Annotated in this window: 26 protein-coding genes; 13 read left to right on the top strand and 13 right to left on the bottom strand. The window is 64.2% G+C overall.

The window, feature by feature from the left end; genetic code table 11:
* Window position 1 precedes the first annotated feature (1 nt).
* Together yghU and PZ895_RS17750 are read right to left on the bottom strand one after the other, a co-directional pair.
* Window positions 2-871: a glutathione-dependent disulfide-bond oxidoreductase gene (gene yghU / locus PZ895_RS17755; RefSeq protein ID WP_275840319.1), complete on the bottom strand. Its 870-nt coding sequence runs from the start codon at window positions 869-871 to the stop codon at window positions 2-4.
* Between the two features lie 323 nt (window positions 872-1,194).
* Entirely contained in the window at window positions 1,195-1,383 is a 189-nt protein-coding gene (locus PZ895_RS17750) for a hypothetical protein (RefSeq protein ID WP_275840318.1), read from the bottom strand.
* On the opposite strand from PZ895_RS17750, the gene PZ895_RS17745 reads away from it, so the two are divergent.
* The 4 genes from PZ895_RS17745 to PZ895_RS17730 all read left to right on the top strand — a co-directional run bounded on the left by PZ895_RS17745 (window position 1,384) and on the right by PZ895_RS17730 (window position 5,784).
* Window positions 1,384-1,686 (top strand): hypothetical protein, encoded by a 303-nt coding sequence (locus tag PZ895_RS17745; RefSeq protein WP_275840317.1) that lies wholly within the window; start codon window positions 1,384-1,386, stop codon window positions 1,684-1,686.
* Window positions 1,687-1,815: 129 nt separating this feature from the next.
* Complete coding sequence (locus tag PZ895_RS17740) at window positions 1,816-3,462, top strand: type I secretion system permease/ATPase (RefSeq protein WP_275840316.1); 1,647 nt, start codon at window positions 1,816-1,818, stop codon at window positions 3,460-3,462.
* Window positions 3,459-4,766, top strand: coding sequence for an HlyD family type I secretion periplasmic adaptor subunit (locus tag PZ895_RS17735; RefSeq protein ID WP_275840315.1), 1,308 nt, complete (start codon window positions 3,459-3,461; stop codon window positions 4,764-4,766). Before PZ895_RS17740 ends, PZ895_RS17735 begins: the two co-directional genes overlap by 4 nt.
* Window positions 4,767-4,779: 13 nt before the next feature.
* Complete coding sequence (locus PZ895_RS17730) at window positions 4,780-5,784, top strand: hypothetical protein (protein ID WP_275840314.1); 1,005 nt, start codon at window positions 4,780-4,782, stop codon at window positions 5,782-5,784.
* Between the two features lie 38 nt (window positions 5,785-5,822).
* Here the strand turns inward: PZ895_RS17730 and PZ895_RS17725 are convergent, their stop codons facing one another.
* Both PZ895_RS17725 and PZ895_RS17720 read right to left on the bottom strand, forming a co-directional pair.
* Window positions 5,823-7,817: a CocE/NonD family hydrolase gene (locus tag PZ895_RS17725; RefSeq protein WP_275840313.1), complete on the bottom strand. Its 1,995-nt coding sequence runs from the start codon at window positions 7,815-7,817 to the stop codon at window positions 5,823-5,825.
* A 91-nt stretch (window positions 7,818-7,908) separates the two neighbouring features.
* A complete protein-coding gene (locus PZ895_RS17720) occupies window positions 7,909-9,486 on the bottom strand; it encodes an ABC transporter substrate-binding protein (RefSeq protein WP_275840312.1) in 1,578 nt (525 codons plus the stop codon).
* A gap of 99 nt (window positions 9,487-9,585) precedes the next feature.
* Here PZ895_RS17720 and PZ895_RS17715 point away from each other — a divergent pair, with 99 nt between their 5' ends.
* Window positions 9,586-10,377 carry a transcriptional regulator gene (locus tag PZ895_RS17715; protein WP_275840311.1) on the top strand — a complete coding sequence of 264 codons (792 nt, stop codon included), beginning with the start codon at window positions 9,586-9,588 and terminating at the stop codon, window positions 10,375-10,377.
* Here PZ895_RS17715 and PZ895_RS17710 read toward each other — a convergent pair.
* From PZ895_RS17710 to PZ895_RS17670, 9 genes are all read right to left on the bottom strand, one after another.
* The gene (locus PZ895_RS17710) at window positions 10,338-10,754 is read right to left on the bottom strand and encodes a response regulator (protein ID WP_275840310.1); all 417 of its coding nucleotides are present in this window, start codon (window positions 10,752-10,754) and stop codon (window positions 10,338-10,340) included. The two genes, PZ895_RS17715 and PZ895_RS17710, sit on opposite strands and share 40 nt — an antisense overlap.
* On the bottom strand, window positions 10,751-11,776 hold the full coding sequence (locus PZ895_RS17705) for a sensor histidine kinase (RefSeq protein ID WP_275840589.1): 1,026 nt from the start codon (window positions 11,774-11,776) through the stop codon (window positions 10,751-10,753). Before PZ895_RS17705 ends, PZ895_RS17710 begins: the two co-directional genes overlap by 4 nt.
* A 47-nt stretch (window positions 11,777-11,823) precedes the next feature.
* Window positions 11,824-13,260, bottom strand: coding sequence for an ATPase domain-containing protein (locus tag PZ895_RS17700; RefSeq protein ID WP_275840309.1), 1,437 nt, complete (start codon window positions 13,258-13,260; stop codon window positions 11,824-11,826).
* A 279-nt stretch (window positions 13,261-13,539) separates the two neighbouring features.
* Window positions 13,540-15,285, bottom strand: coding sequence for a sulfate permease (gene sulP / locus PZ895_RS17695; RefSeq protein WP_275840308.1), 1,746 nt, complete (start codon window positions 15,283-15,285; stop codon window positions 13,540-13,542).
* A gap of 28 nt (window positions 15,286-15,313) precedes the next feature.
* Window positions 15,314-15,745: a DUF6691 family protein gene (locus tag PZ895_RS17690; RefSeq protein WP_275840307.1), complete on the bottom strand. Its 432-nt coding sequence runs from the start codon at window positions 15,743-15,745 to the stop codon at window positions 15,314-15,316.
* A 4-nt stretch (window positions 15,746-15,749) separates the two neighbouring features.
* Window positions 15,750-16,178, bottom strand: a complete 429-nt coding sequence (locus tag PZ895_RS17685) for a YeeE/YedE family protein (protein WP_275840306.1) — start codon at window positions 16,176-16,178, stop codon at window positions 15,750-15,752.
* Window positions 16,175-16,510 carry a metalloregulator ArsR/SmtB family transcription factor gene (locus PZ895_RS17680; protein ID WP_275840588.1) on the bottom strand — a complete coding sequence of 112 codons (336 nt, stop codon included), beginning with the start codon at window positions 16,508-16,510 and terminating at the stop codon, window positions 16,175-16,177. The genes PZ895_RS17685 and PZ895_RS17680 overlap by 4 nt, the downstream gene beginning before the upstream one ends.
* A 5-nt stretch (window positions 16,511-16,515) precedes the next feature.
* Window positions 16,516-17,400, bottom strand: coding sequence for an MBL fold metallo-hydrolase (locus PZ895_RS17675; RefSeq protein WP_275840305.1), 885 nt, complete (start codon window positions 17,398-17,400; stop codon window positions 16,516-16,518).
* A gap of 39 nt (window positions 17,401-17,439) precedes the next feature.
* Window positions 17,440-17,862 (bottom strand): TIGR01244 family sulfur transferase, encoded by a 423-nt coding sequence (locus PZ895_RS17670; protein WP_275840304.1) that lies wholly within the window; start codon window positions 17,860-17,862, stop codon window positions 17,440-17,442.
* 123 nt (window positions 17,863-17,985) lie between these two features.
* Here PZ895_RS17670 and PZ895_RS17665 point away from each other — a divergent pair, with 123 nt between their 5' ends.
* From PZ895_RS17665 to PZ895_RS17630, 8 genes are all read left to right on the top strand, one after another.
* Window positions 17,986-18,366 carry a hypothetical protein gene (locus PZ895_RS17665; protein WP_275840303.1) on the top strand — a complete coding sequence of 127 codons (381 nt, stop codon included), beginning with the start codon at window positions 17,986-17,988 and terminating at the stop codon, window positions 18,364-18,366.
* Between the two features lie 231 nt (window positions 18,367-18,597).
* Window positions 18,598-18,813 (top strand): helix-turn-helix domain-containing protein, encoded by a 216-nt coding sequence (locus PZ895_RS17660; RefSeq protein WP_275840302.1) that lies wholly within the window; start codon window positions 18,598-18,600, stop codon window positions 18,811-18,813.
* Window positions 18,810-19,448 carry a DUF1376 domain-containing protein gene (locus PZ895_RS17655; RefSeq protein ID WP_275840301.1) on the top strand — a complete coding sequence of 213 codons (639 nt, stop codon included), beginning with the start codon at window positions 18,810-18,812 and terminating at the stop codon, window positions 19,446-19,448. The genes PZ895_RS17660 and PZ895_RS17655 overlap by 4 nt, the downstream gene beginning before the upstream one ends.
* A complete protein-coding gene (locus PZ895_RS17650) occupies window positions 19,438-19,794 on the top strand; it encodes a DUF6074 family protein (RefSeq protein WP_275840300.1) in 357 nt (118 codons plus the stop codon). The genes PZ895_RS17655 and PZ895_RS17650 overlap by 11 nt, the downstream gene beginning before the upstream one ends.
* Window positions 19,795-19,873: 79 nt before the next feature.
* Window positions 19,874-22,474, top strand: coding sequence for a phage tail tape measure protein (locus PZ895_RS17645; RefSeq protein ID WP_275840299.1), 2,601 nt, complete (start codon window positions 19,874-19,876; stop codon window positions 22,472-22,474).
* Between the two features lie 9 nt (window positions 22,475-22,483).
* A complete protein-coding gene (locus PZ895_RS17640) occupies window positions 22,484-22,771 on the top strand; it encodes a phage tail assembly protein (protein ID WP_275840298.1) in 288 nt (95 codons plus the stop codon).
* Window positions 22,768-23,082, top strand: a complete 315-nt coding sequence (locus PZ895_RS17635) for a hypothetical protein (RefSeq protein WP_275840297.1) — start codon at window positions 22,768-22,770, stop codon at window positions 23,080-23,082. The genes PZ895_RS17640 and PZ895_RS17635 overlap by 4 nt, the downstream gene beginning before the upstream one ends.
* 78 nt (window positions 23,083-23,160) lie before the next feature.
* Window positions 23,161-23,942, top strand: a 782-nt coding sequence (locus PZ895_RS17630) for a hypothetical protein (protein WP_275840296.1), incomplete at its 3' end; no start/stop codon positions are given.

The following is a 23,942-nucleotide window of genomic DNA, read 5'->3' as shown; positions in this document are numbered from 1 at the left end:
GCTATCCGGCCGCCGTCGCGATCTTGTCCTGCGTCTTCGTATCGAAGTCGCTGGCGTCGTGGCGCTCGTGGAGCTGGCTCGCCGGATCGCCGAAGGCGCGGTTGACCATGCGGCCGCGCTTGACGGCGGGGCGGGCGTAAATCTCGTCGGCCCAGCGCACGACATTCCTGTATTCGTGGACTTGCAGGAACTCTCCCGCCTCGTAGAGCCAGCCTTTTGCCAGCCCGCCATACCAGGGCCAGATCGCCATGTCGGCGATGGTGTAGTCCTCGCCGGTGATGAAGCGGCGTTCGGCAAGCTGCCGGTCAAGCACGTCGAGCTGGCGCTTCACCTCCATCGCGAAGCGGTCGATCGGATATTCGAACTTGGCCGGCGCATAGGCGTAGAAGTGGCCGAAGCCGCCGCCGAGATAGGGCGCGGCGCCCATCTGCCAGAACAGCCAGGAGAAGCATTCGGCGCGCGCGGCCGGGTCGGTCGGCAGGAAAGCGCCGAACTTTTCGGCCAGATGCGTCAGGATCGCGCCCGACTCGAACACACGTACCGGCGTGTCGCCGCTTCGGTCCACGAGCGCCGGGATCTTCGAGTTCGGATTGACGGCGACGAAGCCCGAGCCGAACTGATCGCCATCATTGATGCGGATCAGCCAGGCGTCGTATTCGGCGCCCTCGTGACCGGCGGCAAGCAGTTCCTCCAGCATGATCGTGACCTTGACGCCGTTCGGCGTCGCCAGGGAGTAAAGCTGCAAGGGATGCTTGCCGACCGGCAATTCCTTCTCGTGCGTCGCGCCTGCAATCGGCCGGTTGATGCTGGCGAATCTGCCGCCGCTTTCCTTGTCCCAGGTCCAGACCTTCGGTGGGGTGTATTCCGTCATTGAAAAGCTCCGATTCATCCACGGTGCGTCGTTTCCGACGCAATCGGCGGCACGTTAATCATTCGGCCGTGCCCTGTCTCTTTTGAAAAATTGACCTGACATCTGCGTGAGCGACGGGCGCTTCCTGCGGATGCAGTGGTGAAAGATGGCCGCGACGTGGCGCGACCGAACCCCGCACTCATCTGATCGAGACCGTTGTCCAGATGGCGGCACCGGCCCGCAACACCCGGCTGGACCGCCATTTCGGCGCGCAGTCCGGCCTCGAAAATGGCGATTGGCCGCCTCGCGCCAAGCGCATGATACGAGGGATTTTATGAAAAGTTTCAGTCAATCTTGTTCGCGACGGCGGTAAATTCTTTTGAAGAATCAAGGCTCTGAAAAAATGGAACGGACGGCGTCTTCGTGCTGTTCTTCGCCCCGACACCACCAGACAGGCGGTGTTGCCCGGCAGGATTTCCTTCCCTGAAGGAGCGAGCCGGGCGTTGGAAACCTGAAGCAGAAAGGACAATCAAATGTCCATCCTCGACCAACTTCTTGGCGGCTCGGATCGCGAGAGCGCCAACGCGGAATCCAACTCGTCCAGCTTCGACTTCGGCGCATCGCCGGGCTTTGCCTTGGGCGCTTCCGATATCCTGCGTTCGTCGAACCGGGAAGACGACAATGGCGGCATGGAATCGAACGACTTCGTCGGAATCGGAGATGTCGGCCTCGGCTTCGCCTCGCCGATCGTGATCGGAACCAGCTCGTCGAGCGAGTCGGCCAGCGCGAGCAGCGTCGACAGCGACAATGGCGGCCTTCTGGGCGGCCTTCTTTAGATCGCCTGAAATGAATGCGGCGGGGCCTCTGCCCCCGCCGCACCTCCTATCGGGATGCAATCCGTGTCTTCTCATGGACCGACAGACGAGATTCGCGCCGCGCTGCGGAGGCTTCTTCCGCATTTCGCGATGGCCGGTCTCTTCAGCGGCGCGATCAACCTGCTCTATCTGAGTTCGCCGCTCTACCTGATGCAGATCTACAACCGCGTGCTCGTCTCCGAGAACGTGACGACTCTCGGTCTCCTGACCCTGATCCTGCTTGCGGCGCTCGTGACCATGGCCTTTCTCGACGCATTGCGGGCGCAGGTCTTGATCCGCTCGGGCATGAAGCTCGACAACTGGTTGTCCAAGCGCGTCTTTTCCGCACTGGTGACCAAATCGGCCCGGCAGGGCTATTCGCGCGGATCGCAGCAATTGCGCCAGCTCGACCAGTTCCGCAGCTTCATCACCGGACCGGGCATCCATTTCGCCTTCGACCTTCCCTGGATTCCGATCTATCTGGCGCTGCTTTTCTTCATCCATCCGCTGCTCGGCGTCGTCGCGACGCTCGGCGCAGTGATGCTGCTCGGCCTTGCGCTTTTGAACGAACGGCTGACGCGGCCGGCGCTGACCGCTTCGGAGCACGCCGGCAACCGTTCCTACGCCTTCACCGAGAATATCCTGCGCCATTCCGACGTCGTCATCGCGATGGGGATGCAGCCGGCGATCGAGCGGCACTGGCAGGGCAATCGCGACACGATGCTGACGCGCCAGGCCTTCGCCAGCGACCGCAATGCGGTCGTCTCGTCCGGCATCCGCTTCGCGCGGCTTTTCCTTCAGGCGCTGATGCTCGGCGCCGGCGCGTGGCTTGCCATCGACGGCATCATCATGCCGGCAACCATCTTCGCCGCCTCGATCGTGCTGGGGCGCGCGCTCGTTCCGGTCGAGCAGGGTGTCTCGACCTGGAAGCAGTTCAGCGAGGCGCGGGAAGGCTATCGTCAGGTCCGCGCGCTTCTGGCTGATGTGCCGCGGCCCGAAGACACGACCATCCTTCCCCACACGACCAACGCCATTGTCGCCGATGGCGTCGGCTACGCGATCGGCGGCCAGCGCAAACCCATCCTGTCCGGCGTGTCCTTCGAGATTGCGGGCGGGAGCGCCGTCGGGATCGTCGGTCCCAGCGGCTCGGGCAAGAGCACGCTGGCAAGGCTTCTCATCGGCGCCATCGATCCGTCGGCCGGAACCTTGCGCTATGGCGGGCTCGATTATGCCAAATGGGACCGCGATGCGCTCGGCCGGCAGATCGGCTATCTGCCGCAGGATGTCGGTCTTTTCGCCGGAACGGTGCGCGAGAACGTCGCCCGCTTCGGCGAGGCGTCGATCGACGATGTGATCGCGGCGGCGCGCGCGGCGGGCATCCACGACATGATCATGGACCTGCCGAAGCACTACGACACGGTGCTCGGTCCCGGCGGCGTCGGACTTTCGGGCGGCCAGCGCCAGCGGCTCGGCCTTGCCCGCGCGCTTCTCGGCAAACCGGCCTTCCTCGTCCTCGACGAGCCGAACGCCAATCTCGACGCGGCCGGCGAAACGGGCCTGCGCGACGCGCTGGTCGAGATCAAGAAGAGCGGCACGACCATCGTGCTCGTCACCCACCGCACGACGATTCTCGAAGTGGTCGACGTGCTGATGTTCGTGCGCGAAGGCCGGCTCGAAGCCTGCGGCCCGCCCGATGCGGTCTACGCCCATATCAAGGAGAAGGTCGTGCCCGAGATGGAAAAGGCGAGGGCGGCATGACGCACGAACCCGACGACCGCGCCACCTGGTCGCGCCCGCAGACTCCGGCCCGCATCGGGCTCGTGGTGATCGCCGCCTTCGTTCTGGCGATCGGCGGATGGAGCGCGTTCGCGCCGCTTTCCGATGCCGCGATCGCCGAAGGCAGCCTGCAAGTCGAAGGCCGCCGGCAAAGCGTGCAGCATCCCTATGGCGGCGTGGTGAAGGAGATCGCGGTCACCGAGGGCCAGCATGTCGAGAAAGGCGAGATCGTCGTCACCCTGTCCGATACCGAGCCGCGTTCCAACCGCGACGTGTTGCTGGTCGAAAAGGCCGGCCTTGCCGCCCGCCATGCGCGCCTCGTCGCCGAACGTGACGGCGCGGCCGATTTCGAGCCGCCGGCCGGAATCGACGGCATCGACGCCGCGACGCTCGGCGAGGCGGTGGCCAGCGAGCGCGCGCTGATGGCGGCGCGGCTTCGCCAGCACGAATCCGCCGTCACCGTCGTCCGGCGCCGCATCGAACAGCTTCAGACGCGGCGCGACGGCGCCGAGGTCGAGGCCACGGGGCTGGAGCGACAGGCGGCCCTGACCGAGGAGGAACTGGAGGCCGCGCGCACGCTTCTCGAACAGGGATATACGCCGCGGCCCCGCGTCCTGGCGCTCGAGCGCGATGCCTCGCAGTTGCGTTCCGCCCTTGCCGCCAAGCGTGCCGAGATCGCATCGGCCGGAGAGGCCGTCGCGGAGGCGCAGGCTGAGATCGCCGGCCTCGAACGGTCGCGTCTTGCAGCCGTCACCGAGGAATTGCGCGACGCGGAAGCTGCGCTTTCGGCAGTCGAGCCGAAGATCGCGGCAGCCGAAGACGCGCTTTTGCGCACCGACATCCGCGCGCCGGCGAGCGGCGAGATCGTCGCGCTTTCCGTCTTCACCGAGGGCGGGGTGATCGCCGCCGGCGCCCCCCTGATGGAGATCGTGCCGTCCGCCGCGCCCTTCTTCGTCGATGCGCGGCTGCGGCTGACCGAGCTTCACGGCATCGCCGCCGGCCAGCGGGCGGAAATCCAGCTTCTCTCCGCCCCGCGCAGCACCCGCCCCGACCTGAGCGGCCTCGTCGAGACGGTGTCGGCCGACCGATTGGAGGACGAGCGCACCGGCGAAGCCTATTACGCGATCCAGGTCCGGCTTGACGCTGACGATGTGGCGGCGTCGAATTTTCCCCTTCAGGCGGGAATGCCGGTGCAGGTCGTGATGCCGACCGAGGCGCGCACGCTGATCGACTATCTGACCAGCCCGCTCTTCGACGAATTCGACACCGCATTGCGCGAGCGATGAAAGCGAGATCGACATGAGTACCAGACGCGTCAAATCGAGCAGTGAAACCACTTCGGCCCGGCCCGCCCCGTCGTCGATGTCGGCCGAGACGATTGCGGCAGGCACCACCGCCGGCGCCCTGATGCTGGGCGTCGTTCAGGCCGAAGCCGCACGCAAGGACGCCGCGCTCGAAACGGCTGCGTCCGCCGTCGACGCCGGCGATCCCCTGTCCGCATTGCTGGCGACGGGCGACATCATGATGGATGAAGCCGCGTCTCGGGATCTTTCGCTTCCTCCTGCCGGAGCGGACGATGCGCCCGTGCCGACTCCGGCCGGCGACGTGCCGGACCGGACAACACCGCCCGATCCACAGCCGGTCGAACGGGCGATGACCGCGCCGCGCGAAGAGCCGCCGTCCGAACCCGTCGCAACCGACGCTCCGGCCGCCGCCGACATCGAGGCCATCGCGTCGCGCATTTCCGATCAGGTTGTCTCGGCGATCGGGCAGGTCGCCGAAGGACTTCATGCGGACGGATTTGCCGCCGGTCTCGCCCAGTCCATCGCGGCGGAGATCGCCGACACGGCCGTCTCGATCGCCCGCGACCTGAACGCCGCATCCACGGTCGAGACCGAACTTGCCCGGATCGGCGACTTGGTTCCGACGGTCGAGACGATTGCGGACGGTTTGAAGCCGCTGCTCGATCCGAGCGGGACGGCAAGCGGAAAACTCTTCGAACTGCCATCCGACGTGCTCGGCGCGGAGATCGTCAACGATCTGGGCGGCGGGCTTTTGTCGGAACTGTTCTACAGCGACGGCGGTTCGTCAGACGGCTTTTCGGCCGCGGACGCGCTCACCGCCTCGATCGCCCCGCTGCCTTCGGGCCTTCCCGGTGAACCCGATCTCAGCGAGGCCGCCTTCAGCTTCGTCGAGGGCGCGGCGGCGCCTGCGGTCGACCTGATCGGCCTGTCGTATATCGATGCCCCGGACCTTCCCTATTCGGGGATGCAGTCGAGCCTCGGCGCGCTGCACGTCATCTGAAGGCAGCCACGGGGACGGCCATTCGCGAAGCAATCGGGTCACATGCAGTCGCGCGGTATCCGCCGGTCCCGGCTGCGCGCAAACACCGTCTCGCCATTGTGCCGCGCCTCGACGCGATCGGTGATCAGCCAGTCGGTCTCGGTGCAGGCAAGGGTCGAGACGCAGTCGGTAACGGTTTCCCATCCCTCGCGTGTCAGAACGCAGGTCCATCGCGTCTCGCCGGTCATGGAGAGAGGATCGCTTGTGACGATGGTCCATGTTTCCTCGCGCCGATCCCGCGCAGCGAGGCCGTTTTCCGGGTGGCGATTGAGGCCGCCATCGTCGACGATCCGGTATCGCGTCACGCCGTTCTGCAAGTCGCGCTCGACCCAGCGCCGCGATTCGCCGGGCTCCATCGGCTGGTATTTCGGCAACGGATCGGGATTTGGGGGCGCAGCGACCTCGATCTTCCGATGCGCGCCGATGAGCGGCAAACCCAAGGTCAGCGAAGACAGGTCGATATCGAGCGTCGCGTCGTGGGGAGGGGGCAGGATGGTCGGCCAGTATGCGGTCGAGATCGAGAGGCGGATGCCGTGTCCTGGCCCGAAACGGTAGCCGCACGCATCAAGCTCGACGCGGATGAGGTGATCCTCACCGACGGTCAGGGGCTGCGGTTTTGCATTGCCGTTTCGATGCGCAAGGTTGAGCACGCCATAGGAAACGCGCGTCGCGGTTCCGTCCGGGTGGACGTCGACCAGCCGCACGGCGAGATTGGCAAGCGGGCTGTCGCTGGCCAGCCTCACCCGCAGGACGGGCCGGCCGAGGATGACGCGTTCTTCGTCGAGCACAGGCGTTTCGAAGACCAGCGAGCCGGTATCGTCCATGCGCTGGTCGCCTGCCAGTTCGGCGTCGGGGCTGCTGGTGAACCATTCGCCCGCGGCGGTTCCCGTGTCGAGCGGCGAACGCAGCAATCTGCGCCCTGAAGCGCGCCGCTTAGGGCCTGCCGCAAGGCGGTGCGCCTCGTCCAGTTCGAGTTCGAGCAGGCTCGGCGCCGCCCATTCGTCCTTGGCCACCCAGTAGCCCGGATCGCTTTCGCGCCTGAGCGCCGGGCGCGGCCCGTCGAGAATGAAGGCGCGGACCTGCGGCATGTCATCGGCCGCGTCGCCGTCGTCGCGCAGCCAGCGGTTCCACCAGCCGATCGCCTCGCCGAGAAAATCCGTGCGCGGCTTTGGAAATGCGAAATGCGGATATTTGTGAACCCATGGACCGATCAGGGCCTTCGCCTTGCCGGGCATCCCCTCGACCGCCTTCAGCGGCGTGTTGCGATAGCCGTCCGCCCAGCCCGCGATCACGAGGGCAGGGACCGGAAAACCGTCGAAATCCTCGCAGGTCGACCCGTGCCGCCAGAAGTCGTCGCGACGCTGATGCGACAGCCAGTCCTCCATGAAGAAGGGTTCGTTCTCAAGGCGCTCGAGCCACATCTCCTTCCAGCGCTCGCCGACGATGGCGGGGTCGGGCGAGCGGGATTGATAGGCCAGCATCGTGCCGGCCCAAGCGAGTTGCGCGGCGAGTTGCGTGCCGTTCTTGTAGTGGATGTCGTCATTGTAGCGATCGACGGTCGAGGCGATCGAAATGACCGCCTTGAGCGCCGGCGGCCTCAGCGCCGCGACCTGGAGGCAATTGAAGCCGCCCCAGGAAATCCCCATCATGCCGACATTGCCGTTCGACCATGGCTGCGCCGCGATCCATTCGATCAGTTCGACCGCATTGGCCAGTTCCAGCGGCGTGTATTCGCCGTCGATGACGCCATCGGATTCGCCCGAGCCGCGAATGTCGACGCGCACGCCGGCAATTCCGGCGGCGGCAAAAGCCGGATAGGTCGCTTCATCGCGCGGCGCGGTGCCGTTTCGCTTGCGATAGGGCAGGAACTCCAGAACGGCCGGCACGGGGTCGACATCTGCACCATCCGGCATCCAGATGCGCGCGGCAAGGCGCGTGCCGTCCCCCAGCACGATCCATTCGTTTTCGATGACTTGGAAGTTTCGGTTTGTCATGGGGAAAAGCCTTGGCAACAGGCGTCACGGCAGGCGCCCGCCTGCCGTGACAAGTCGTTTCATCGGGACCGGGTGGCCTCGATTTCCAGGATCAGCCGTCGATCCACACCCGGCTTGCGATGCGCCCGTTGGAAATGTCGTTGCCGATGTCGTGGACGTAGCCCTTCAGGCGGGACGTCGATGCATTCACATAGTCGTTGAAGACGGGCAGGATCAGGCCGCCTTCGTCGCGGATCATCAGCGCCATGTCCCGGTAGAGAGAGCGCCGGACGTCCTCGTCCAGTTCACCGCGCGCCTTCGCCGCCATTTCGTCGAAGTCCGGCCGCTTGAAGCGCGTGTCGTTCCACTCCGCATTGGAGACATAGGACGTCGAATAGCGCGAGTCCTGCGTGGGGCGTCCGCCCCAGTAGGAGGCGCAGAACGGCTGCACGTTCCACGTCTCGGACCAGTAGCCGTCCGAGGGTTCCCGCCGGACGTCGATGGTGATGCCGGCCTCGGCAGCGCTTTGCTGGAAGAGTTGAGCCGCGTCGACGGCGCCTGGGAAGGCGGCCTCCGAGGTGCGCAGCAATATCGGCCCTTCATGGCCGGACTTGTCGTAGTGGAACTTCGCCTTGTCCGGATCATAGACGCGCTGCTCGATGCCCTCGGGCGCAAGCGCATAGTTCTCGTTGACGGGGTAGTCATTGCCGAGCGTGCCGTACCCGCCGACGACCTGCTGAAGGATCGCCTCCCGATCGATGGCATATTTCAGCGCCATGCGAAGGTCGTTGTTGTCGAATGGCGCCGTGTCGCAATGCATCAGGAACGAGTAGAAACCCTTTCCTGCGGTTTGCAGGATCTCGACGCCGGATGCGCGTTCGAGAAGCGAAACGGTCTTCGGATCGACGGTGTTGATGAAGTCCACCTGACCGGACGTGATTGCCGAGACGCGCGCGGTGGCGTCGTTCATGACGATGATCTCGACGCTGTCGACGAAGCCGCGATCATCGCGCCAATCGTTCTCGTTTTTCTCGAACGTCGCGCGGATTCCCGGCTCGAACGCCGTCAGCTTGTACGGACCGGTGCCTATCGCAGCCATGGGATCGTCATTTCCGCCATTGGGCTGGATCTGGATATGGTAGTCGGAGAGCACCAGCGGCAGATCGGCATTGCCTTCGTTCAAGGTGATGACCACGTCGCCGGCCACTTCCTCGATGCGCTCGACCGAGCTCAACAGTCCGAGCGCGCCCGACTGCGAAGCTTCGTCGGCATGACGGCGCAATGTCGCGACGACATCCGCCGCCGTCATGGCAGCGTCGTTGTGGAAGGTCACGCCTTGCCTGATCTTGAACGTCCACTCCCTGGCATCCGCCGAGGGCGACCAGGATTCGGCGAGCGAGGGCACCGCTTCGCCGGTTTCGGGATCGGATTCGACCAGCGTATCGCCCCAGCAATGTGCGATGACGAATGCCACGGTTGCCGTCGCCATTGCCGGATCGAGCGTGTCGGCCGATGCACCGCCGCCGATTCCCATGCGCAGATTGCCGCCGCGTTTGGGCTCCTGGGCTCTTGCGGGACCGGCGAGAAACCCGCTGCCCGCCGCCGAAAGGCCGACGAGCGCGCTGCCTTGAAGAAAGCCGCGCCGGTTGAGCTTGAAGGAAGCACGTCTCTTGGACATATCGAATGTCATGGCAGGGTCCTCGGGTTGATGCTGAGATCGTGACATTCTGGCAAAACGGGCTCTCGGCACAATTTCGCGCCTTGACGCTGCTTTACGCGACTTTACGCTATGACCATGCTGCGCCGTCCAACACCATTCGCCGAAAACCTGCGCCGCGCCTGCGCGACGGTGCCGTCCGTCTCGCAGTTCTGCCGCGAACATGGTTTCAACCGGCAGCAGTTCAACCGCTACATCGCCGGCCAGTCGCGTCCCTCTGCGAACAACCAGCTTCGGATCGCGGCGGCTTTCGCTCTTGACCCCGGCGATTTCGACCTCAGCCGCGAACGGTTCGATGCCTTGCTGGCGCGGCGGCGGATGCCCGCCGCGCAAGTCGAATCCCTGGATGACGCCTTTCCCGGCGACATCGGCGAACTGCGCCGATATCTCGGCTTCTACCAGACCTGGCACGTCTCCTTGTCCTGGCCGGGCCGGATCGTCTGCTCATGCGCCCATCTGCGCGAACAGGACGGCCGGGTCGTGGTGACGACTCTCGAACGCATCGAGGATCCCGAAAGCGGCATTCGGCAGCGATCGCGCTACAACGGCCTTGCCGCCTATCGCCGAGGCCGGATTTTCGTGACGGAGCGGACGCGGGGCGAGGCGCCGACCTTCGGGCAGACCATCCTGCTGCCGTTCGAAATCCACCAGCGCCTCTATCTGCGCGGGCTGACGATGGGGGTTTCCTGGCGCAAGGACAACCAGCCCTATGCCTCGCGGATGATGTGGAGGTGTCATGGCGCCCGCCCGGACATTCGAAAGCTCATCCGCGCCTGCGGCACCTATCCCCTTGCATCCGCCGACGTGCCGTCGGTCGTGACGAACTATCTGTCCGATGCGCAGCCGCTGACGACGGGCCGGTGATCGGGCCGGAACAACCGAAGCTTCTCGGCAAGTTCCACCTGCGAAACCGGCTTTGTGATGATGGCAAGCGAGACGTCGCCGTGTTCCGCGGCGACCTGCCTTTGCCCGGTCACGAAGATGGACGGGATGCCGCGTTCATTGAGCCATGCGGCGGCGGCCGGCCCGGTCGCCCCGTCGGCGAGATCGATGTCGATGAGCGCGCCGTCGATTTCCAGCGAGGCGAACTGCTTTTTGAGTTCGGCGAAGCTGTCCATCGCGCCGGCGAAGACGTGACCCAGATCCTCGATCATCTGCTCGACATGGAAGGCAATGAGCGGATTGTCCTCAAGATACAGAATGCGCATCGGCGGGGCAGGGGTGGAAATGTTCTCGCTCATTGCTGCTCAACTCCCCCCGGCCTTTGTGGTTGCCCTTCCAGCCGTGAAAAAGCGCCGCGCGCTTTACATATCAGCCCCTCCCTTTCGAAGGAGATGACCGGCTTTTGCCCGAAGATGCTGGCCAGCGCCGAGCGGACATAGCGCGTGCCATAGCCTGCGCGGCTCGGTTCCTCCACCACCGGGCCGCCACGCTCCTGCCAGAAAACGGCCAGTTCAGGCTCGTCGCCTTGCGACAGCGTCCATTCGAACGAGACCTGGCCTTCCGGCCGCGACAGCGCACCATATTTGATCGCATTCGTCGCCAGTTCATGCAGGCAGAGAGCAAGGGTGGTCCCTGCCGCGCGGCTGAGCAACACCGCCGGGCCATGGGTGACGATCCGGTCCTTTCCAGCGAGGCGATAGGGTTCGAACGTCAGTTCGGCAATGTCGGCGATCGACACGTTGTCGCCTTCCGAATGGAACACCGCCGAATGGACCTTGTCCAGTGCGCCGAGGCGGCCGCGGAAGTCTTCGGCAAATTCCTCGATCGAGGTCGCGCCCCGCCGGGTCATCTCGAAGATCGAGTTGACGCTGGCGAGAATGTTCTTCACGCGATGGTTCAGTTCACGGCGCAGTTCGATCTCTTGCGCGATATGGTCGCGAACGTCGCGCTGGCGAAGCCGAACCAGCAACGCCGACTGAACGCCGCTCACAAGCTCGACGGTCGTGACCGGCCTTTGATAGAACATCTGCCTTGCCCGTGGCCAGGCACGGCTGAGCTCCGCCTGAACCTGATCGGGTTTAGAAGCCCGGTCGAGCAGCACCACGATCGGCATTTCCGACCATGAAGGCTGGGCGTCCAGATGGCTCGAAACGATCGCCAGCGCCTGCGGCGTCAGCGCTTCGTGCGTGGCTATCAGCACGCCTGGAGCGGCGCCGAGCAGTGCGTCGAGATCGTCGGCTCGCGTGCCGATCCGCACGGCGATCTCGTGCGCTGCCAGAAGCCGCCCCAGATATTCGGCGTCCTTGCGGTAAGGCGCCAGGATCAAGACATGATCCAGCGGGGAGTTGCTGTCTTTGTCGAGCCCGGTCACGCTTCCGGAAGCGGATTGTAGGGCACGACGGTGATCCCCGAACTTTCGATGAACAGCTCGTGGACATCGAGATCGTGCGGTCCGTGCCGTTTCTTGACAACCGTGATGTTGCGTCGAAGACGACCGTCATGCTCGGTCAGCCGCAGCAGAAGCACGGTGTCGCCGAGGAAGCTGACATCGACGTCGATGCCCACATTCTGGCCCAGCAGTCCATGCTGTGCGACGATCAGCATCGTCAGCACCCCGGCTCGCGCCAGATATTTGAGCAGGGACTGGATGTCGCGAACCGCCTTGTCGCGATGCGGCAGGGAATTGAGGTAGCCGGTGAAACTGTCGATCACGACGACACGCGTGCGATCTTCCGTCACGATCGACTGGACGACCTGGGCGAACTCTCCCGGCGAGATCTCGTTGGGATTGAAATCCCGGATGATCAACTGTCCTTTTTCGTAGAAGGGACGCAGGTTCATGCCGAGACCTTCGGAGCGGCGGAAGAACGTTTCCAGCCGCTCCTCGAACAGGAACAGCGCCACGCTTTCGCCGCGTTCGAGCGCGGCTGTCGAATAGAGCGAGGCCATCGTCGACTTGCCGGTGCCGGACTGGCCGATCACGAGGGTGATCGTTCCCGATTCCTGCCCGCCGCCGAACATTTCGTCGAGCGTGTCGACGCCCGACTTGATCAGTTCGGGTTTGGTGCTCTCCGTGGCGGAGCCTGCAACGATGCGGGGAAACACGACGACGCCCTGGCCTTCACGGATCGCCATGTCGTGATAGCCGTCGGCGATCGGCACGCCGCGCATCTTGGAGACCTCGATGCGCCGGCGCACGGCGCCGTAGTCTTCCAGCGACTTGTCGAACCGGATCACGCCATGCGCGATGCCCTCGACTTCCTCGCCATTGTTGCCTTCCCTGTCCTGGGTGTCGAGCAACAGGGCAACGACGTTGCGCTTGGCGAGGAATGCCTTGAAGCCGATCAGCTCGCGCCGGAAGCGGGGCGTGTCACCGGTGATGAGGCGGATTTCCAGCAGCGAATCGTAGACGAGCCGGCTGGGCTTGTGCTCCTCGATCGCGCGCTCGATCGCCTGGCGCGTCTCATCGAGGCGCAGTTCCGCCGTCTGAAAGATCGACTGGTCGGCGCCGCCACTGACGGCATCCGAGGCCGAAAGCTCCTCGATCCGGATACCGTCCATCGTCCAGCCATGCGAGACGGCGATCGATTCCAGTTCGGCGGCGGTCTGGGACAGGCTCACATAGATGCAACGCTCGCCGGCCTCGACGCCGGCCCGAAGGAACTGAAGCGCGGCGGTCGTCTTGCCGGCGCCGGGAGCGCCTTGCAGCATGTAGAGGTTCGATGGCGGAAGACCGCCTCGCAGGATATCGTCCAGTCCGGCGATCCCGGTCGAGATCGGCTTCGAAGTCTTTCGCTTGGCCATTTCGTTTCCTGCCTTGGCGTCCCTGCATCGTCGCTAGCATCTTTTGATGCGGTAGAGCGACCGTAAATCGTATCGGGCGCCCGGGCGATTCGGTCCGCTCGCGGCCGATCCTTCAACAGCGCGATGGAAAAATCCGTTCGATGCACGGAATGCGTTCTCGGATTGCGCGAATGCGTTGCCGAAGACCGGGACAGACCATCGAAACCTGCCGCCGACCGGGAAACCGGCGCAAGGCAACTCCAGACGATGAAGAGGCGGGGGCGAACCACCGAGCGCCAATCAGCGCGCGCTCACGGTACCAGCTGACCTGTCGCTGAACTTTTCAATCGTCCGCACGGCCTCGTATTGACTTAGAAACACGCTGCCCGTCAGTTCGGCGAAGAAGTGGCTGCGCTTCAGGCGGTCCATGACCGGGCCCTTCACCTCCGAAAGGTGCAAGGTGATGCCGGCATCCTTCAGGCGGTGATTGATCTCCTCGAGGCTTTCGAGCGCGGAGGCGTCGATCATGTTGACGGCCGAACACATCAGGATGACGTGTTTGAGTTCCGGCCGCTCGGCAACGAGGGCGGCGATGCGATCTTCGAGGTAGCGCGTGTTGGCGAAGTAAAGGCTTTCGTCGACGCGCAGTGACAGGGTCTGCGGCGAGGTCTCCACTTGATGGCGCTCGATGTTGCGGAAGTGCTCGGTTCCAGGCACTTGGCCGACAACGGCCATGTGCGGGCGCGACGTGCGGTCAAGATGGAGGAGCAGCGATAGCACGACGCCCATGACCACCCCGATTTCGACACCGAGGAAGAGCGTGCCCAGGATGGTGGCGGCCATGGCCGAGAAATCGACCCTGGAATAGGTCCATACACGCCGGATGACGGCGACATTTACCAGTGACAGGACGGCGACGATGATGGTCGCGGCGAGCGTGGCCTGCGGCAGGTTCGCGAGGAGCGGGGTCAGGAACAGCGTGGCAAGCGCGATGCCGATGGCGGTGTAGATGCCGGCAGCGGGCGTCTCGGCTCCAGCGTCGAAATTGACGACGGAGCGGGCAAAGCCACCGGTGACGGGATATCCCGACGAGATGGCCGAGGCGATGTTGGCCGCGCCGAGGCCGATCAGCTCCTGGTCCGGGACGATGCGCTGGCGGCGCTTGGCGGCGAGCGTCTGCGCGACCGAGACAGATTCCACGAATCCGATCAGCGAGATCAAAAGTGCGGGCACAGCCAGCGTGCGGATAAGCTCGAGATCGAACGCGGGCAGGGCGGGCACGGGCAGGCCTTGGGGAATGGCACCGACGAGGGCGACCCCTTCCTCGCCGAGATCCAGCATCGTGGCGGCAAGGATCGTCACTGCGACCGCGGCGACCGGCCCTGCCTTGGTGGTTATATCAGCCATCCGCGGTGATAGGCCGACCGCGACGAGCACTCGCTTCAGGCGCAGTCGCACGAAATAGAGGAAAGCGAGTACCGAAGCGCCGAGGACGAGGGTCGGCAAATTAACAGAGCCGATGTTCTCGACGATGCCCATGACGATCTGCGGCAAAGTGTGCCCGCTGGCCGGAATGCCGAGCAAATATTTGAGCTGGCCGGCCGCAATCAGAAGGCCCGACGCCGTGATGAAGCCGGAAATGACAGGGTGGCTGAGGAAGTTCGCGACGAAGCCGAGCCGGAAGAGGCCCATGGCGATCAGCATCGCGCCTGACAGGAAGGCGAGCAGCATGGCGGCGGCGAGATAGGCGGGCGTGCCCTGCGCGGCGATCTCGCCGATGGCCGAGGCGGTCATCAGCGAGACGACCGCGACGGGACCGACGGCGAGCGTGCGGCTGGTGCCGAACACGGCATAGGCGACCAGCGGCAGAATCGAGGCGTAGAGTCCGATCTCGGCCGGCAGGCCCGCCAGCATCGCATAGGCGAGCGATTGCGGGATCAGCATGATGGTGACGATGATCGCCGCGACCATGTCGTTGGTCAGGGTCGCGCGGGAGTAGTGCCGACCCCATTGAAGGATCGGCAGGTAATCTGCCAGCCGGTTCATTGTCTTGGTCTTTCGAAAGTTGCCCGCGTCAGGCGGGGCGTGGTGCGGCGGTTCCGTCGGCCAGCAGCCTCGCGGCCCACATGCCGAGGATCATGGCGGGAATGAAGGCGAGGGTCCCGGTGGCTCCGAGCCCGAGCGCGGTCAGTGCCGGTCCGGGGCAAAAGCCGCCGAGCCCCCAACCGATTCCGAAGATCGCCGGCCCGGCGACGATCCTGGCGTCGATGTCGCTGCGCGTCGGCAGGTGGAATCGATCGCCGACGATAGGCTCGGCGCGCGTCAGCACCAGACGATAACCGACGAAGGCCACCATCACTGCGCCGCCCATGACGAAGGCGAGCGACGGGTCCCAAGTGCCGAACAGGTCGAGGAAGTTGAGGACTTTTGCCGGGTCCGACATGCCGGAGACGACCAGGCCTGCGCCGAAGAGGAGGCCAAGCGCGAGATTGACGAAGAAGGACATGGGCTCAGGCTCCGATGACGTGGCGGACGAGAAAGACGGTGACGATGGCCGTCGCCATGAAGACACCTGTGGCGACGATGGAGCGAGTCGAAAGCCGCGAAAGGCCGCAGACACCGTGGCCCGACGTGCAGCCATTGCCCCACACCGACCCGAACCCGACGAGGAGGCCAGCGGCGACCATCAGCGGGATGTTCGAGGACACCGTCTGGCTGATCTCGACGCCGCCGAGCGCGATCATGGCGAGCGGCGCGGCGACGAGCCCGACGACGAAGCCGAAGCGCGACAGGAACGCCCCGTCGCGATAGGGCGGCAGCAGGCGGCCGGCGATGCCGGAAATGCCGGCGATGCGACCTTCCCACAGCATCAGGAGGACGGCCGACAGGCCGATCATCATGCCGCCGATGAGAGAGGCGATGGGGGTGAATTCGGTCATGGCTTGGATCCTTTGGCCGGCGCGGCGCAGAACATGGCGTGCATCATGGAGATGAATTCCGAGACCCGGCCGTCTTCGAGCCGGTAGAACATGTGCTTGGATTCCTTGCGGCCGGTGATGAAGCCGGCCTCGCGCAGTTCGGCGATCTGCTGCGACAGGCCCGGCTGGCGGATGCCGAGCGTGTCTTCGAGATCGCGCACCGAGCGCTCGCCGTCGACGAGTGCGCAGACGATCATCAGCCGCGAAGGATGGGCGAGCTTCTTCAGGAAATCCGCCGCCTCGCCGGCATTTTCGACCATCTCGGCGGTTTCCTGCGAGAGTTCGCGGGTCATGACGGTCATTCCCATGCCGCGCCCTCCAGCACGTCGAGGGGGAATTTGAGATAGCGCTTGCCGTTGGCCTCGGGTGCCGGCAGACGGCCGCCATTCATGTTGACCTGAAGCGCGTGCAGGATCAGCTTGGGCATCGGCAGCGTCGCATCACGCGCTTCGCGGACCGCGACGAACTCGTCCTTCGTGCGACACGTGGAAATGTGCGTGTTCGTCGCCTTTTGTTCGCCGACCGTCGATTCCCAGCGCGGCTCGCGCCCGTCCGGCTGGTAGTCGTGGCCGACGAAGATGCGCGTCGCGTCAGAGAGGGCGAGAATCTGCTGGATCGAATCCCAAAGGCGCGCGGCGCTGCCGCCGGGAAAGTCGGCCCGCGCCGTGCCGGAATCGGGCATGAACAGCGTGTCGTGAACGAAGGCGGCATCGCCGATCACATAGGTGATCGAGGCGAGCGTGTGGCCCGGCGAGAACATCACCCTGGCGTCGATCTCGCCGACCCTGAACGTCTCGCCTTCGGCAAAGAGCTTGTCCCACTGCGAGCCGTCGGCGGGGAAGTCGGGCCAGTGATAGAAGCCCTTCCAGAGCTTCTGCACCTCGACCACCTTCTCGCCGATCGCCGTCGGTGCGCCGGTCTTTTCCTTCAGGTAGCGCGCGGCTGAGAAATGGTCGGCATGGGGATGGGTGTCGAGAATCCACTCGACCGTCAGCCCGGCGCTCTCGACGTAATCGAGGATGCGGTCGGCATTGATCGTCGCCGTCGCCCCGGACTTCTCGTCGAAATCGAGAACGGGGTCGACAATGGCGCATCTATTCGTGGCGGGATCGGCGACGACATATTGCACCGAAAAGGTACGCTTGTCGAAGAAGGCCTTCACGTCGGGGCTGTTGCTCATCATGGCACTCGCTTGAACGGAATGGGGACGATCGGGACAGCTCTATCGGCCGTTGGCGTCGAGCCATTTGACCGCGCCGGACAGGTCGACGCCCAGACGCTGTCCGAGCGGCATGACGTCGTCCTTCGCCATCCGGCTGTCCAGCACTTCGCCGATTGCGTACAGCGTCGCTGAACGTGTGCCAGTCTTGCAATGCGCGAGAACGGGACCCTCGGCATCGTTGAGCGCCGCATGGAAATCGGCCACTTGACCCCTTGTGATCTGTCCGGGGGCGACGGGAATGTGCTTGTAGTCGAGGCCCGCCGTCTGCGCGATGCGGCGGTTCTCCGACGCGGTCGGCTGTCCCGCCTCTTCGCCGTCCGGGCGGTTGTTGACGATTGCTGCAAAGCCCGCAGCCTTGGCGGCTCTGATATCGCCGGCGGTCAACTGCGGGGCGATGAAGAGCTTGTCGGAAACCTGTTTCATGCGTCTGTCCTGCGTAGGCGGCCGGGCCGCGATCGATAACACGCATATAAAAACGATTGCGAAAAAACGCAATAGACAATGCGATTTTTTTGCCCGATCAACCCTACTTGCACTCATTTGGCGATGCTGCGGAAAATCGATTGGCCTGCTGCCGGTTTTTCGGACACGCAGTTAAGCCTGCCAACAGTAAAGACGGAGCGGCAGGAGTTGGAGCAGGAACTCGCAGAAGTCCCGGCGGAGGTCAATGTGGTTGCCTTACACGACAAGGCTCTCGGCCAATATAAGATCAAGCTCGCGCAGCTACGCGAGGAACTTCAAGCTGGAGTGGATGACGGCAACAGCGCGGGAGCCAAGGGGCTTCGGGAACTGGTCGATAGCGTGACTGTTCGCCCGAACCGCAGCGGCGGGATCAGCATCAGCATCCAAGGGAAATTGAATGCTCTGGTAGGCGCGGAAGGCTTCGGAAACCTCGGTGTTGTTAACGGTGGTAGCGGAGGGGCGTAGCAACCTCTGTAGCCAGTCCGAAATCGCCACGATTGCGCGGGTTTCCGTCCCGCTCGGCAGCGTTCGCGGCTTCGTCGCTGCATCATGTTGACCACGAGCGCGCATCGGGGCGCATTCGCGCGCACCGCGGCTTGCGCCGCGCCCACAATGGCTTTAACGTCTCGGTCATCGCATTTGCGCGACCGATTGATTGATTGATCCGAGCTTCCCCTCAATCACTCCGGGCGCGTCATGACCGATTTTCCCCCAGCTTCCACTATTGAACCGCGTTCCGCGCGGCTCTGTCACAACATCACCGAAACCAGCGAATTGCTGGGCATCAGCCGAACCACGGTGCGAAAGCTGATCCAAGCCGGCGAACTGCGGGCGATCCGCATCCGGGGTTCGACGCGGATCACGACCGCGGAGATCGATCGCTTTCTTCGCACTTGCGAGGCGGCGGCATGATGAAGTCTGCCCTCTGGTTCCGCTTCTTCCCGGCTCAATTCCTCGGGGCGACGCGCGCCCTCGGCGCTCAGGATGCCGGCGTTCTGATGATCATCGCGTCCGAAATACATCTGCGCGACGGCGCGATCGCGAATGATCCGAAGCGTCTCGCCCGGCTCTGCGGCATGACGAAAGCGGCTCTGATCAAGAGCCTCGATCGGCTCTGCGAAGCCGGTCATCTGACGGACGAAGGCGACTTCCTGACCTGCTCCATGATCTCCAAGGAGATCGCTCACCGCACGGAAAACTCGGAAAAAGCGTCGGAAAACGTGCGCAAACGGTGGGGAAAATCCAATGAAAACAATCGGCCTTCGATACGAGGAACAGAGGTAGAGAAGAAGGAAGCCGCCCAAGCGGCTTCCATTTCAACAGTAGCAGACACGTTTAAGGGTGAAGGATCGGCTCCGGCTGACGCCGGCCGATCCAGCCCGTTGGTCGAATTCGAGTTGGACTACGAGCCGTGTGCGCTCGACCTCGACAATGTGCCCGGTCACATTCTGGAAGCCCCCGATCCGGTCGAAAGCGATGATCTCCCGGACGAAGACTTTGACGAAGATTTCGAAGATGAGCGCAGGGGAGTTCGGAATGTCGCGTGAAGTCCAACTTGATCTCTTCGCTCCTCGGCCGGAACTGATCGTTGCGCCGCCGGCTGCGCGTCCCAAGCGGCAGTCCGCCGCCCGAGGCGAGCGATCGCCAAAGTCGGCTTCGGTCTTCATCTTCCCGCTGGCCGCGCATGAAAACGTGGCGAAGGTCGCATCCCTGATGCGCGGCTCGCGAAACACGGCAGAGCGCGACGCGATCTTGAAAGCGCACCTGCGCCGCGTTTCGGATATGCGCGTCAACGCGGGGCTCTCGCCCCACCTCGTAAAAGCCGATGTTGCCGCGTATCGCGCCGCGATATGGCGCGCCTATTGGTCGCCGCCCTTGGAGGGCGCGCGATGAAAGTCCTCATCCCTACCATTCGCGCGCGCGGCATTTGCCGCAGCGCCGCAGACGCGCCGCTCGGCGCGAAGGAGCATTCATGTCCAGAGCTTTGACATCGACGCTGATCGTCCGCCTTCTCGATCGTATCTCCGGGCCGGCGAAGGGAGCGCAGCGCTCGATCCGCGGGATTGGCGAAGCCGCCGATCATGCCAATCGCCGCTCCGGGGTCATGGCCGGCCAGGCGCAGGGCGCGTTTCATGGCTTGCAAAGCAGCATGGGCCGCGTTCAGCGCGCTGCTGTGGGCGCGTCGATCGGCGTCTCGGCCCCGCTGATGATGATTGGCCGCGTCGGCGCGGAGGGGGCTTACAATTACGCGAAGGTCGGCAATGCGGTCGAAGCGGTCGGCCTTCTGACGGACGAGCAGCGCAAGGGGATCGAGGCCTATTCGAAGGAGTTGAACGCCTCCTTTCCCTTCACGAATTCGCAAATCTTGAGCGCGGCCGAAGAGCTTCTCAAGGCCGGTCTGACCTACGAGCAGACGATGGGCTCGCTCGCCGGCACCTTGCAGCTTTCGCAGGCCGGCGACCTCGGGACCGGGCTTGCGACCGATATCGCGACGAACGTCATGACCGCGATGCGGCTCCCGATGGAGACGAGCGAGCAGGTCGAGAAATCGCTACAGCGCGTCAACGACACGCTCGCCTATGCTGCCACGCGGTCGAACATGACTGTGGAAGATATGGGTCAGACCATGAAGTACGTCGCGCCGATGGCGGCGGGCCTCGGCATGGAGCTTGAAGAAGTCGCCGGCATGGCGATGATCATGGCAAATAACGGCATCAAGGGCTCCGAAGCCGGCGTCGCGCTGCGCTCGGCCCTTGTCCGCATGGTCAAGCCGGTGAAGCCGATGGTGGCCGCGCTCGGGCGGCTCAACGTCAACCTGAACGACTTCATCCACCTTGGCCGCGAGATCGAGGCGGGCGACGTAATCGAAAGCCTGATGGCCCAGGGCGTCAACGCGAGCGAATTCGAGGATCAGATCAATGACCTCCTGAACGACGACATCCTCGCCCAGGCCCCCGCGCGAATGATCGAGCGGATCACTGACACGATCGCCCAGGGCCTTGGGGCTGACAGCATCATCGACAGAGACAGCCTTGCCGACAGCATTTCGGCCGCGCTTGTTGGCTCTGCGGAGCGCGTCGATCTGATCGGCTTCATCAACGAGCTTCGGCGCAAGGGCGCAACCACCGGCGACATGAGCCATGTTTTCGATACGCGGCAAGGGTCGCGTCTCTCCACCAACCTCGCGGGCGACATGGACGCGGCGGTAGCGTCGATCCTTAAGAGCGCTCCGAACGCCGCGGCGAAGATGGCGGAAGCGCGGATGAAGGGGATCGTCGGCTCCGTAGCTCGCTGGCAGGCGGCGTGGGAGAACGCCTTTATCGCAATCGCCGAGAGCGGCGTCATGGACGCCGTTGCCAATTCTCTCGACAAAATATCCCAAGCCGTCACTCGGCTTGGTGAGACCAATCCGATGATGCTCCGCTTCGGCACCTATGCGCTCGGCGCGCTTGCCGTGGTCGGCCCTCTCGGGTTCGCCCTCGGCGGCGTCGGTTCGGCAATCAGCTTGATCGGCGGCGTCGGCGGGATCGCCGTAGGCGTCATCAAGGGCGTAGCCGTGTGGAGCGGTCGCGCCGCTGCATCATCGATCGCCCTACAAAGCTCGCTTGCTGCGATGAGCGGGGCGAAATACGGCAACCTCGCCAAAGCCGGTACGGCCTTCACGGCAATCGGACGTGCAATCCCCGGTATCTCGCTGCTTGCGGGCGCGGCATCGGGCATCGGCGCGGCTGTAGCCGCGCTGACGGCACCCGCCTGGGGGGCGATTGCCGTAGGCGTCGCGGCGGTTGGCGCAGCGGGATACCTCGTTTGGAAGTACTGGGATCGGCTGACGGCGATCTTCTCGGGCGTCGCTCGGGCGATCAGCGAACAGTTGCAGCCCGCTTTCGACGCAGCGAAGCCCTACCTCGAATGGATGGCACCACTCGGCGAGGGTATAGCGTCCGGTTGGGAGAAGGCTACGACGGCGGTCAGAGACTTCATAGGCTGGATCGGGTCGTTTTTCTCAAGGGAGGTTCTCTCCGATAGCGAGAAAGCCGAGTGGGAAAACGCCGGCTTCGACGCTGCCACGCGCATGATCGAGGCGATCAAGTCAGCGTTCGCCGGCATTGTCGGGTGGGCTGCGGATATCGGCCGGCAGATCGGGAGCGCGATCGCTGATCGAGCTTCATCTGCGATCAACCGCGTGAAGGGATGGTTTGGCGGCGGTGACGCTCCTGCAAACGACAATTCCCCAACTGCGGGGTCACTTGCAGGAGCAAGGGCGCGGGGCGGGCCAGTTCTTCGCGGCAAGTCCTATCTCGTCGGCGAAGAGGGCGCGGAAGTTTTCACGCCCGAACGCAACGGCCGGATCATCCCGAACCGCGAGACGATGGCGATGCTTCGGCAGGGCAGCGGCGGCAGTTCGATCTCTTCGGGCAGTGGCGGGCAGGCGCTTCGGCCGATCGAGGTCAACGCACCGATCACCATCCATGGAGGGGGAGCCGACGCGAAGGAGATCGCTCGGCAGGTTCGCCGGGAAATCGAGCAGGCCATTCGCGAAGGAATGCGCGGGCTGCACGCGGACGTGGCATAGGGGGCGGCGATGCAGCGCTACAAGCTCAAAGCCCCGGCCATCGCGGCAGACGGCAGCATGATCCGCGAGGTCATCATTCGCCGTCCTACACGAGGTGATCAGGCCAAGATCACGGCTTCGGTCGAGAATGAGCGCGCCCGGCGCGCTCGCCCCCTCGACGGCCCCGCGCTTTCAGCGATCATGGTCGCGCAGGTCATCGATCTCCCGATTGAGATCGTCCGCAAGTTCGCCGTGCGTGATCTGCGCGCCCTCCATGTCGAAGTGACATCGGCCTTCGCGAAGGAGGGGATGGCATGAGCGCGCCTGACCTCTTCGAACATGTCGATCGCGCTGCCATCCGCGCTGCCCTTGCAGATGCGCGGGGCCTCCATGAACATGCCAGGCGTGTCGTCGCTTCCCTCGAAGCCGTCCTGGGAGAGCGGGACGATCTCGATGATCCGGCCCGCATGGATTTTTCAGACAGAGAACGATGGTTGACGATCCCAAAGGCGGCGCATCTTCGCCAATGCTCTACAGACACGATCCGCCGCAATATCGAGCGATATGGCCGAAAGTACGATGGCCGATGGTGGATCGATCGACGCAAGCTGATGGCGGGGCGCGAATAGCGCCCCTTTTTGCATGGTTTTGCATAATCGAAATGCGGGTCCAGCGGGCGCATTGTGCGGTCAACAAGGGAGCCACCGATGGAACTTTCTGATGATCTCCGCGCGATGTTGTCGGCGCGCGCAGCCACAAAAATCGACGCGCTCTTGGCGGCTCGCGAGACCGCCTATATGGCGGTTCGATCGTTCTTCGAGGAAGCGCGCGAAGCCTCCGAACTTGTGATGAAGATCAGGCGGCGGGTGCAGGATCAAATCGATGCGCTGCCATCGCCGACGATCATGTGGTCGAAAGAGAAGTATGCCGCCTACGAGGCGGAAGTCGATACGCTTCGCGCTCCTTTGCGCAAGGCGGAAGCTGATCGCGACCGCCTTCGGGCGCGGCATGAAGCTGCCCAGCAGCGTCTTGAGCTTCATATCGGCGCGGGTCGCGCTGTGGAATGGCTTGCCAAGCAGAAAAAAGATGGTGACCGCTTCAAGGATTTCCCCCTTCCGGCCGTCAAGACGAAGAGCTTTCAGCAAGAAGTTGATCGGATCAGGGGCGAGATCATGTCTGTCTCTGATCAGTGGAACGAGGCCGAAAACGCACCGTGCCCCATTGCGGATGCCAAAGCGGCGCTTGCCGACGAGATCGATGCAGTTGCCGCGCGGGGCGCACCCCGTTTCGACATGCGTCGTCGTCCCGGTCCGCCGCTCGCTTTTGCCGATCAGTTTCGTATCAGCCTCTGGCAATCGAACCCCGAAAGCGGACACGGGCTGCGGGCGCAGGGAGGCGGCGCAGAATTTCTGGTTTGGATGATGCGCGATGAAATCAAGGCGAAGCTCGGCGCGATGATCGATCAGGCCGATGTCGTCGGCGCGCTGAC

Origin of the sequence: Mesorhizobium sp. YIM 152430, from assembly GCF_029210365.1 — a bacterium.
Taxonomy (GTDB): Bacteria; Pseudomonadota; Alphaproteobacteria; order Rhizobiales; family Rhizobiaceae; genus Aliihoeflea.
This window is presented reverse-complemented; position numbering and strand designations above follow the sequence as displayed.

Excerpts from the sequence above, each read along its gene's own strand:
- yghU (WP_275840319.1), bottom strand. The coding sequence starts at position 871 with ATGACGGAATACACCCCACCGAAGGTCTGGACCTGGGACAAGGAAAGC.
- PZ895_RS17745 (WP_275840317.1), top strand. The coding sequence starts at position 1,384 with ATGTCCATCCTCGACCAACTTCTTGGCGGCTCGGATCGCGAGAGCGCC.
- PZ895_RS17740 (WP_275840316.1), top strand. The coding sequence starts at position 1,816 with ATGGCCGGTCTCTTCAGCGGCGCGATCAACCTGCTCTATCTGAGTTCG.
- PZ895_RS17735 (WP_275840315.1), top strand. The coding sequence starts at position 3,459 with ATGACGCACGAACCCGACGACCGCGCCACCTGGTCGCGCCCGCAGACT.
- PZ895_RS17730 (WP_275840314.1), top strand. The coding sequence starts at position 4,780 with ATGAGTACCAGACGCGTCAAATCGAGCAGTGAAACCACTTCGGCCCGG.
- PZ895_RS17725 (WP_275840313.1), bottom strand. The coding sequence starts at position 7,817 with ATGACAAACCGAAACTTCCAAGTCATCGAAAACGAATGGATCGTGCTG.
- PZ895_RS17720 (WP_275840312.1), bottom strand. The coding sequence starts at position 9,486 with ATGACATTCGATATGTCCAAGAGACGTGCTTCCTTCAAGCTCAACCGG.
- PZ895_RS17715 (WP_275840311.1), top strand. The coding sequence starts at position 9,586 with ATGACCATGCTGCGCCGTCCAACACCATTCGCCGAAAACCTGCGCCGC.
- PZ895_RS17710 (WP_275840310.1), bottom strand. The coding sequence starts at position 10,754 with ATGAGCGAGAACATTTCCACCCCTGCCCCGCCGATGCGCATTCTGTAT.
- PZ895_RS17700 (WP_275840309.1), bottom strand. The coding sequence starts at position 13,260 with ATGGCCAAGCGAAAGACTTCGAAGCCGATCTCGACCGGGATCGCCGGA.
- sulP (WP_275840308.1), bottom strand. The coding sequence starts at position 15,285 with ATGAACCGGCTGGCAGATTACCTGCCGATCCTTCAATGGGGTCGGCAC.
- PZ895_RS17690 (WP_275840307.1), bottom strand. The coding sequence starts at position 15,745 with ATGTCCTTCTTCGTCAATCTCGCGCTTGGCCTCCTCTTCGGCGCAGGC.
- PZ895_RS17685 (WP_275840306.1), bottom strand. The coding sequence starts at position 16,178 with ATGACCGAATTCACCCCCATCGCCTCTCTCATCGGCGGCATGATGATC.
- PZ895_RS17680 (WP_275840588.1), bottom strand. The coding sequence starts at position 16,510 with ATGACCCGCGAACTCTCGCAGGAAACCGCCGAGATGGTCGAAAATGCC.
- PZ895_RS17675 (WP_275840305.1), bottom strand. The coding sequence starts at position 17,400 with ATGATGAGCAACAGCCCCGACGTGAAGGCCTTCTTCGACAAGCGTACC.
- PZ895_RS17670 (WP_275840304.1), bottom strand. The coding sequence starts at position 17,862 with ATGAAACAGGTTTCCGACAAGCTCTTCATCGCCCCGCAGTTGACCGCC.
- PZ895_RS17665 (WP_275840303.1), top strand. The coding sequence starts at position 17,986 with ATGCTGCGGAAAATCGATTGGCCTGCTGCCGGTTTTTCGGACACGCAG.
- PZ895_RS17660 (WP_275840302.1), top strand. The coding sequence starts at position 18,598 with ATGACCGATTTTCCCCCAGCTTCCACTATTGAACCGCGTTCCGCGCGG.
- PZ895_RS17655 (WP_275840301.1), top strand. The coding sequence starts at position 18,810 with ATGATGAAGTCTGCCCTCTGGTTCCGCTTCTTCCCGGCTCAATTCCTC.
- PZ895_RS17650 (WP_275840300.1), top strand. The coding sequence starts at position 19,438 with ATGTCGCGTGAAGTCCAACTTGATCTCTTCGCTCCTCGGCCGGAACTG.
- PZ895_RS17645 (WP_275840299.1), top strand. The coding sequence starts at position 19,874 with ATGTCCAGAGCTTTGACATCGACGCTGATCGTCCGCCTTCTCGATCGT.
- PZ895_RS17640 (WP_275840298.1), top strand. The coding sequence starts at position 22,484 with ATGCAGCGCTACAAGCTCAAAGCCCCGGCCATCGCGGCAGACGGCAGC.
- PZ895_RS17635 (WP_275840297.1), top strand. The coding sequence starts at position 22,768 with ATGAGCGCGCCTGACCTCTTCGAACATGTCGATCGCGCTGCCATCCGC.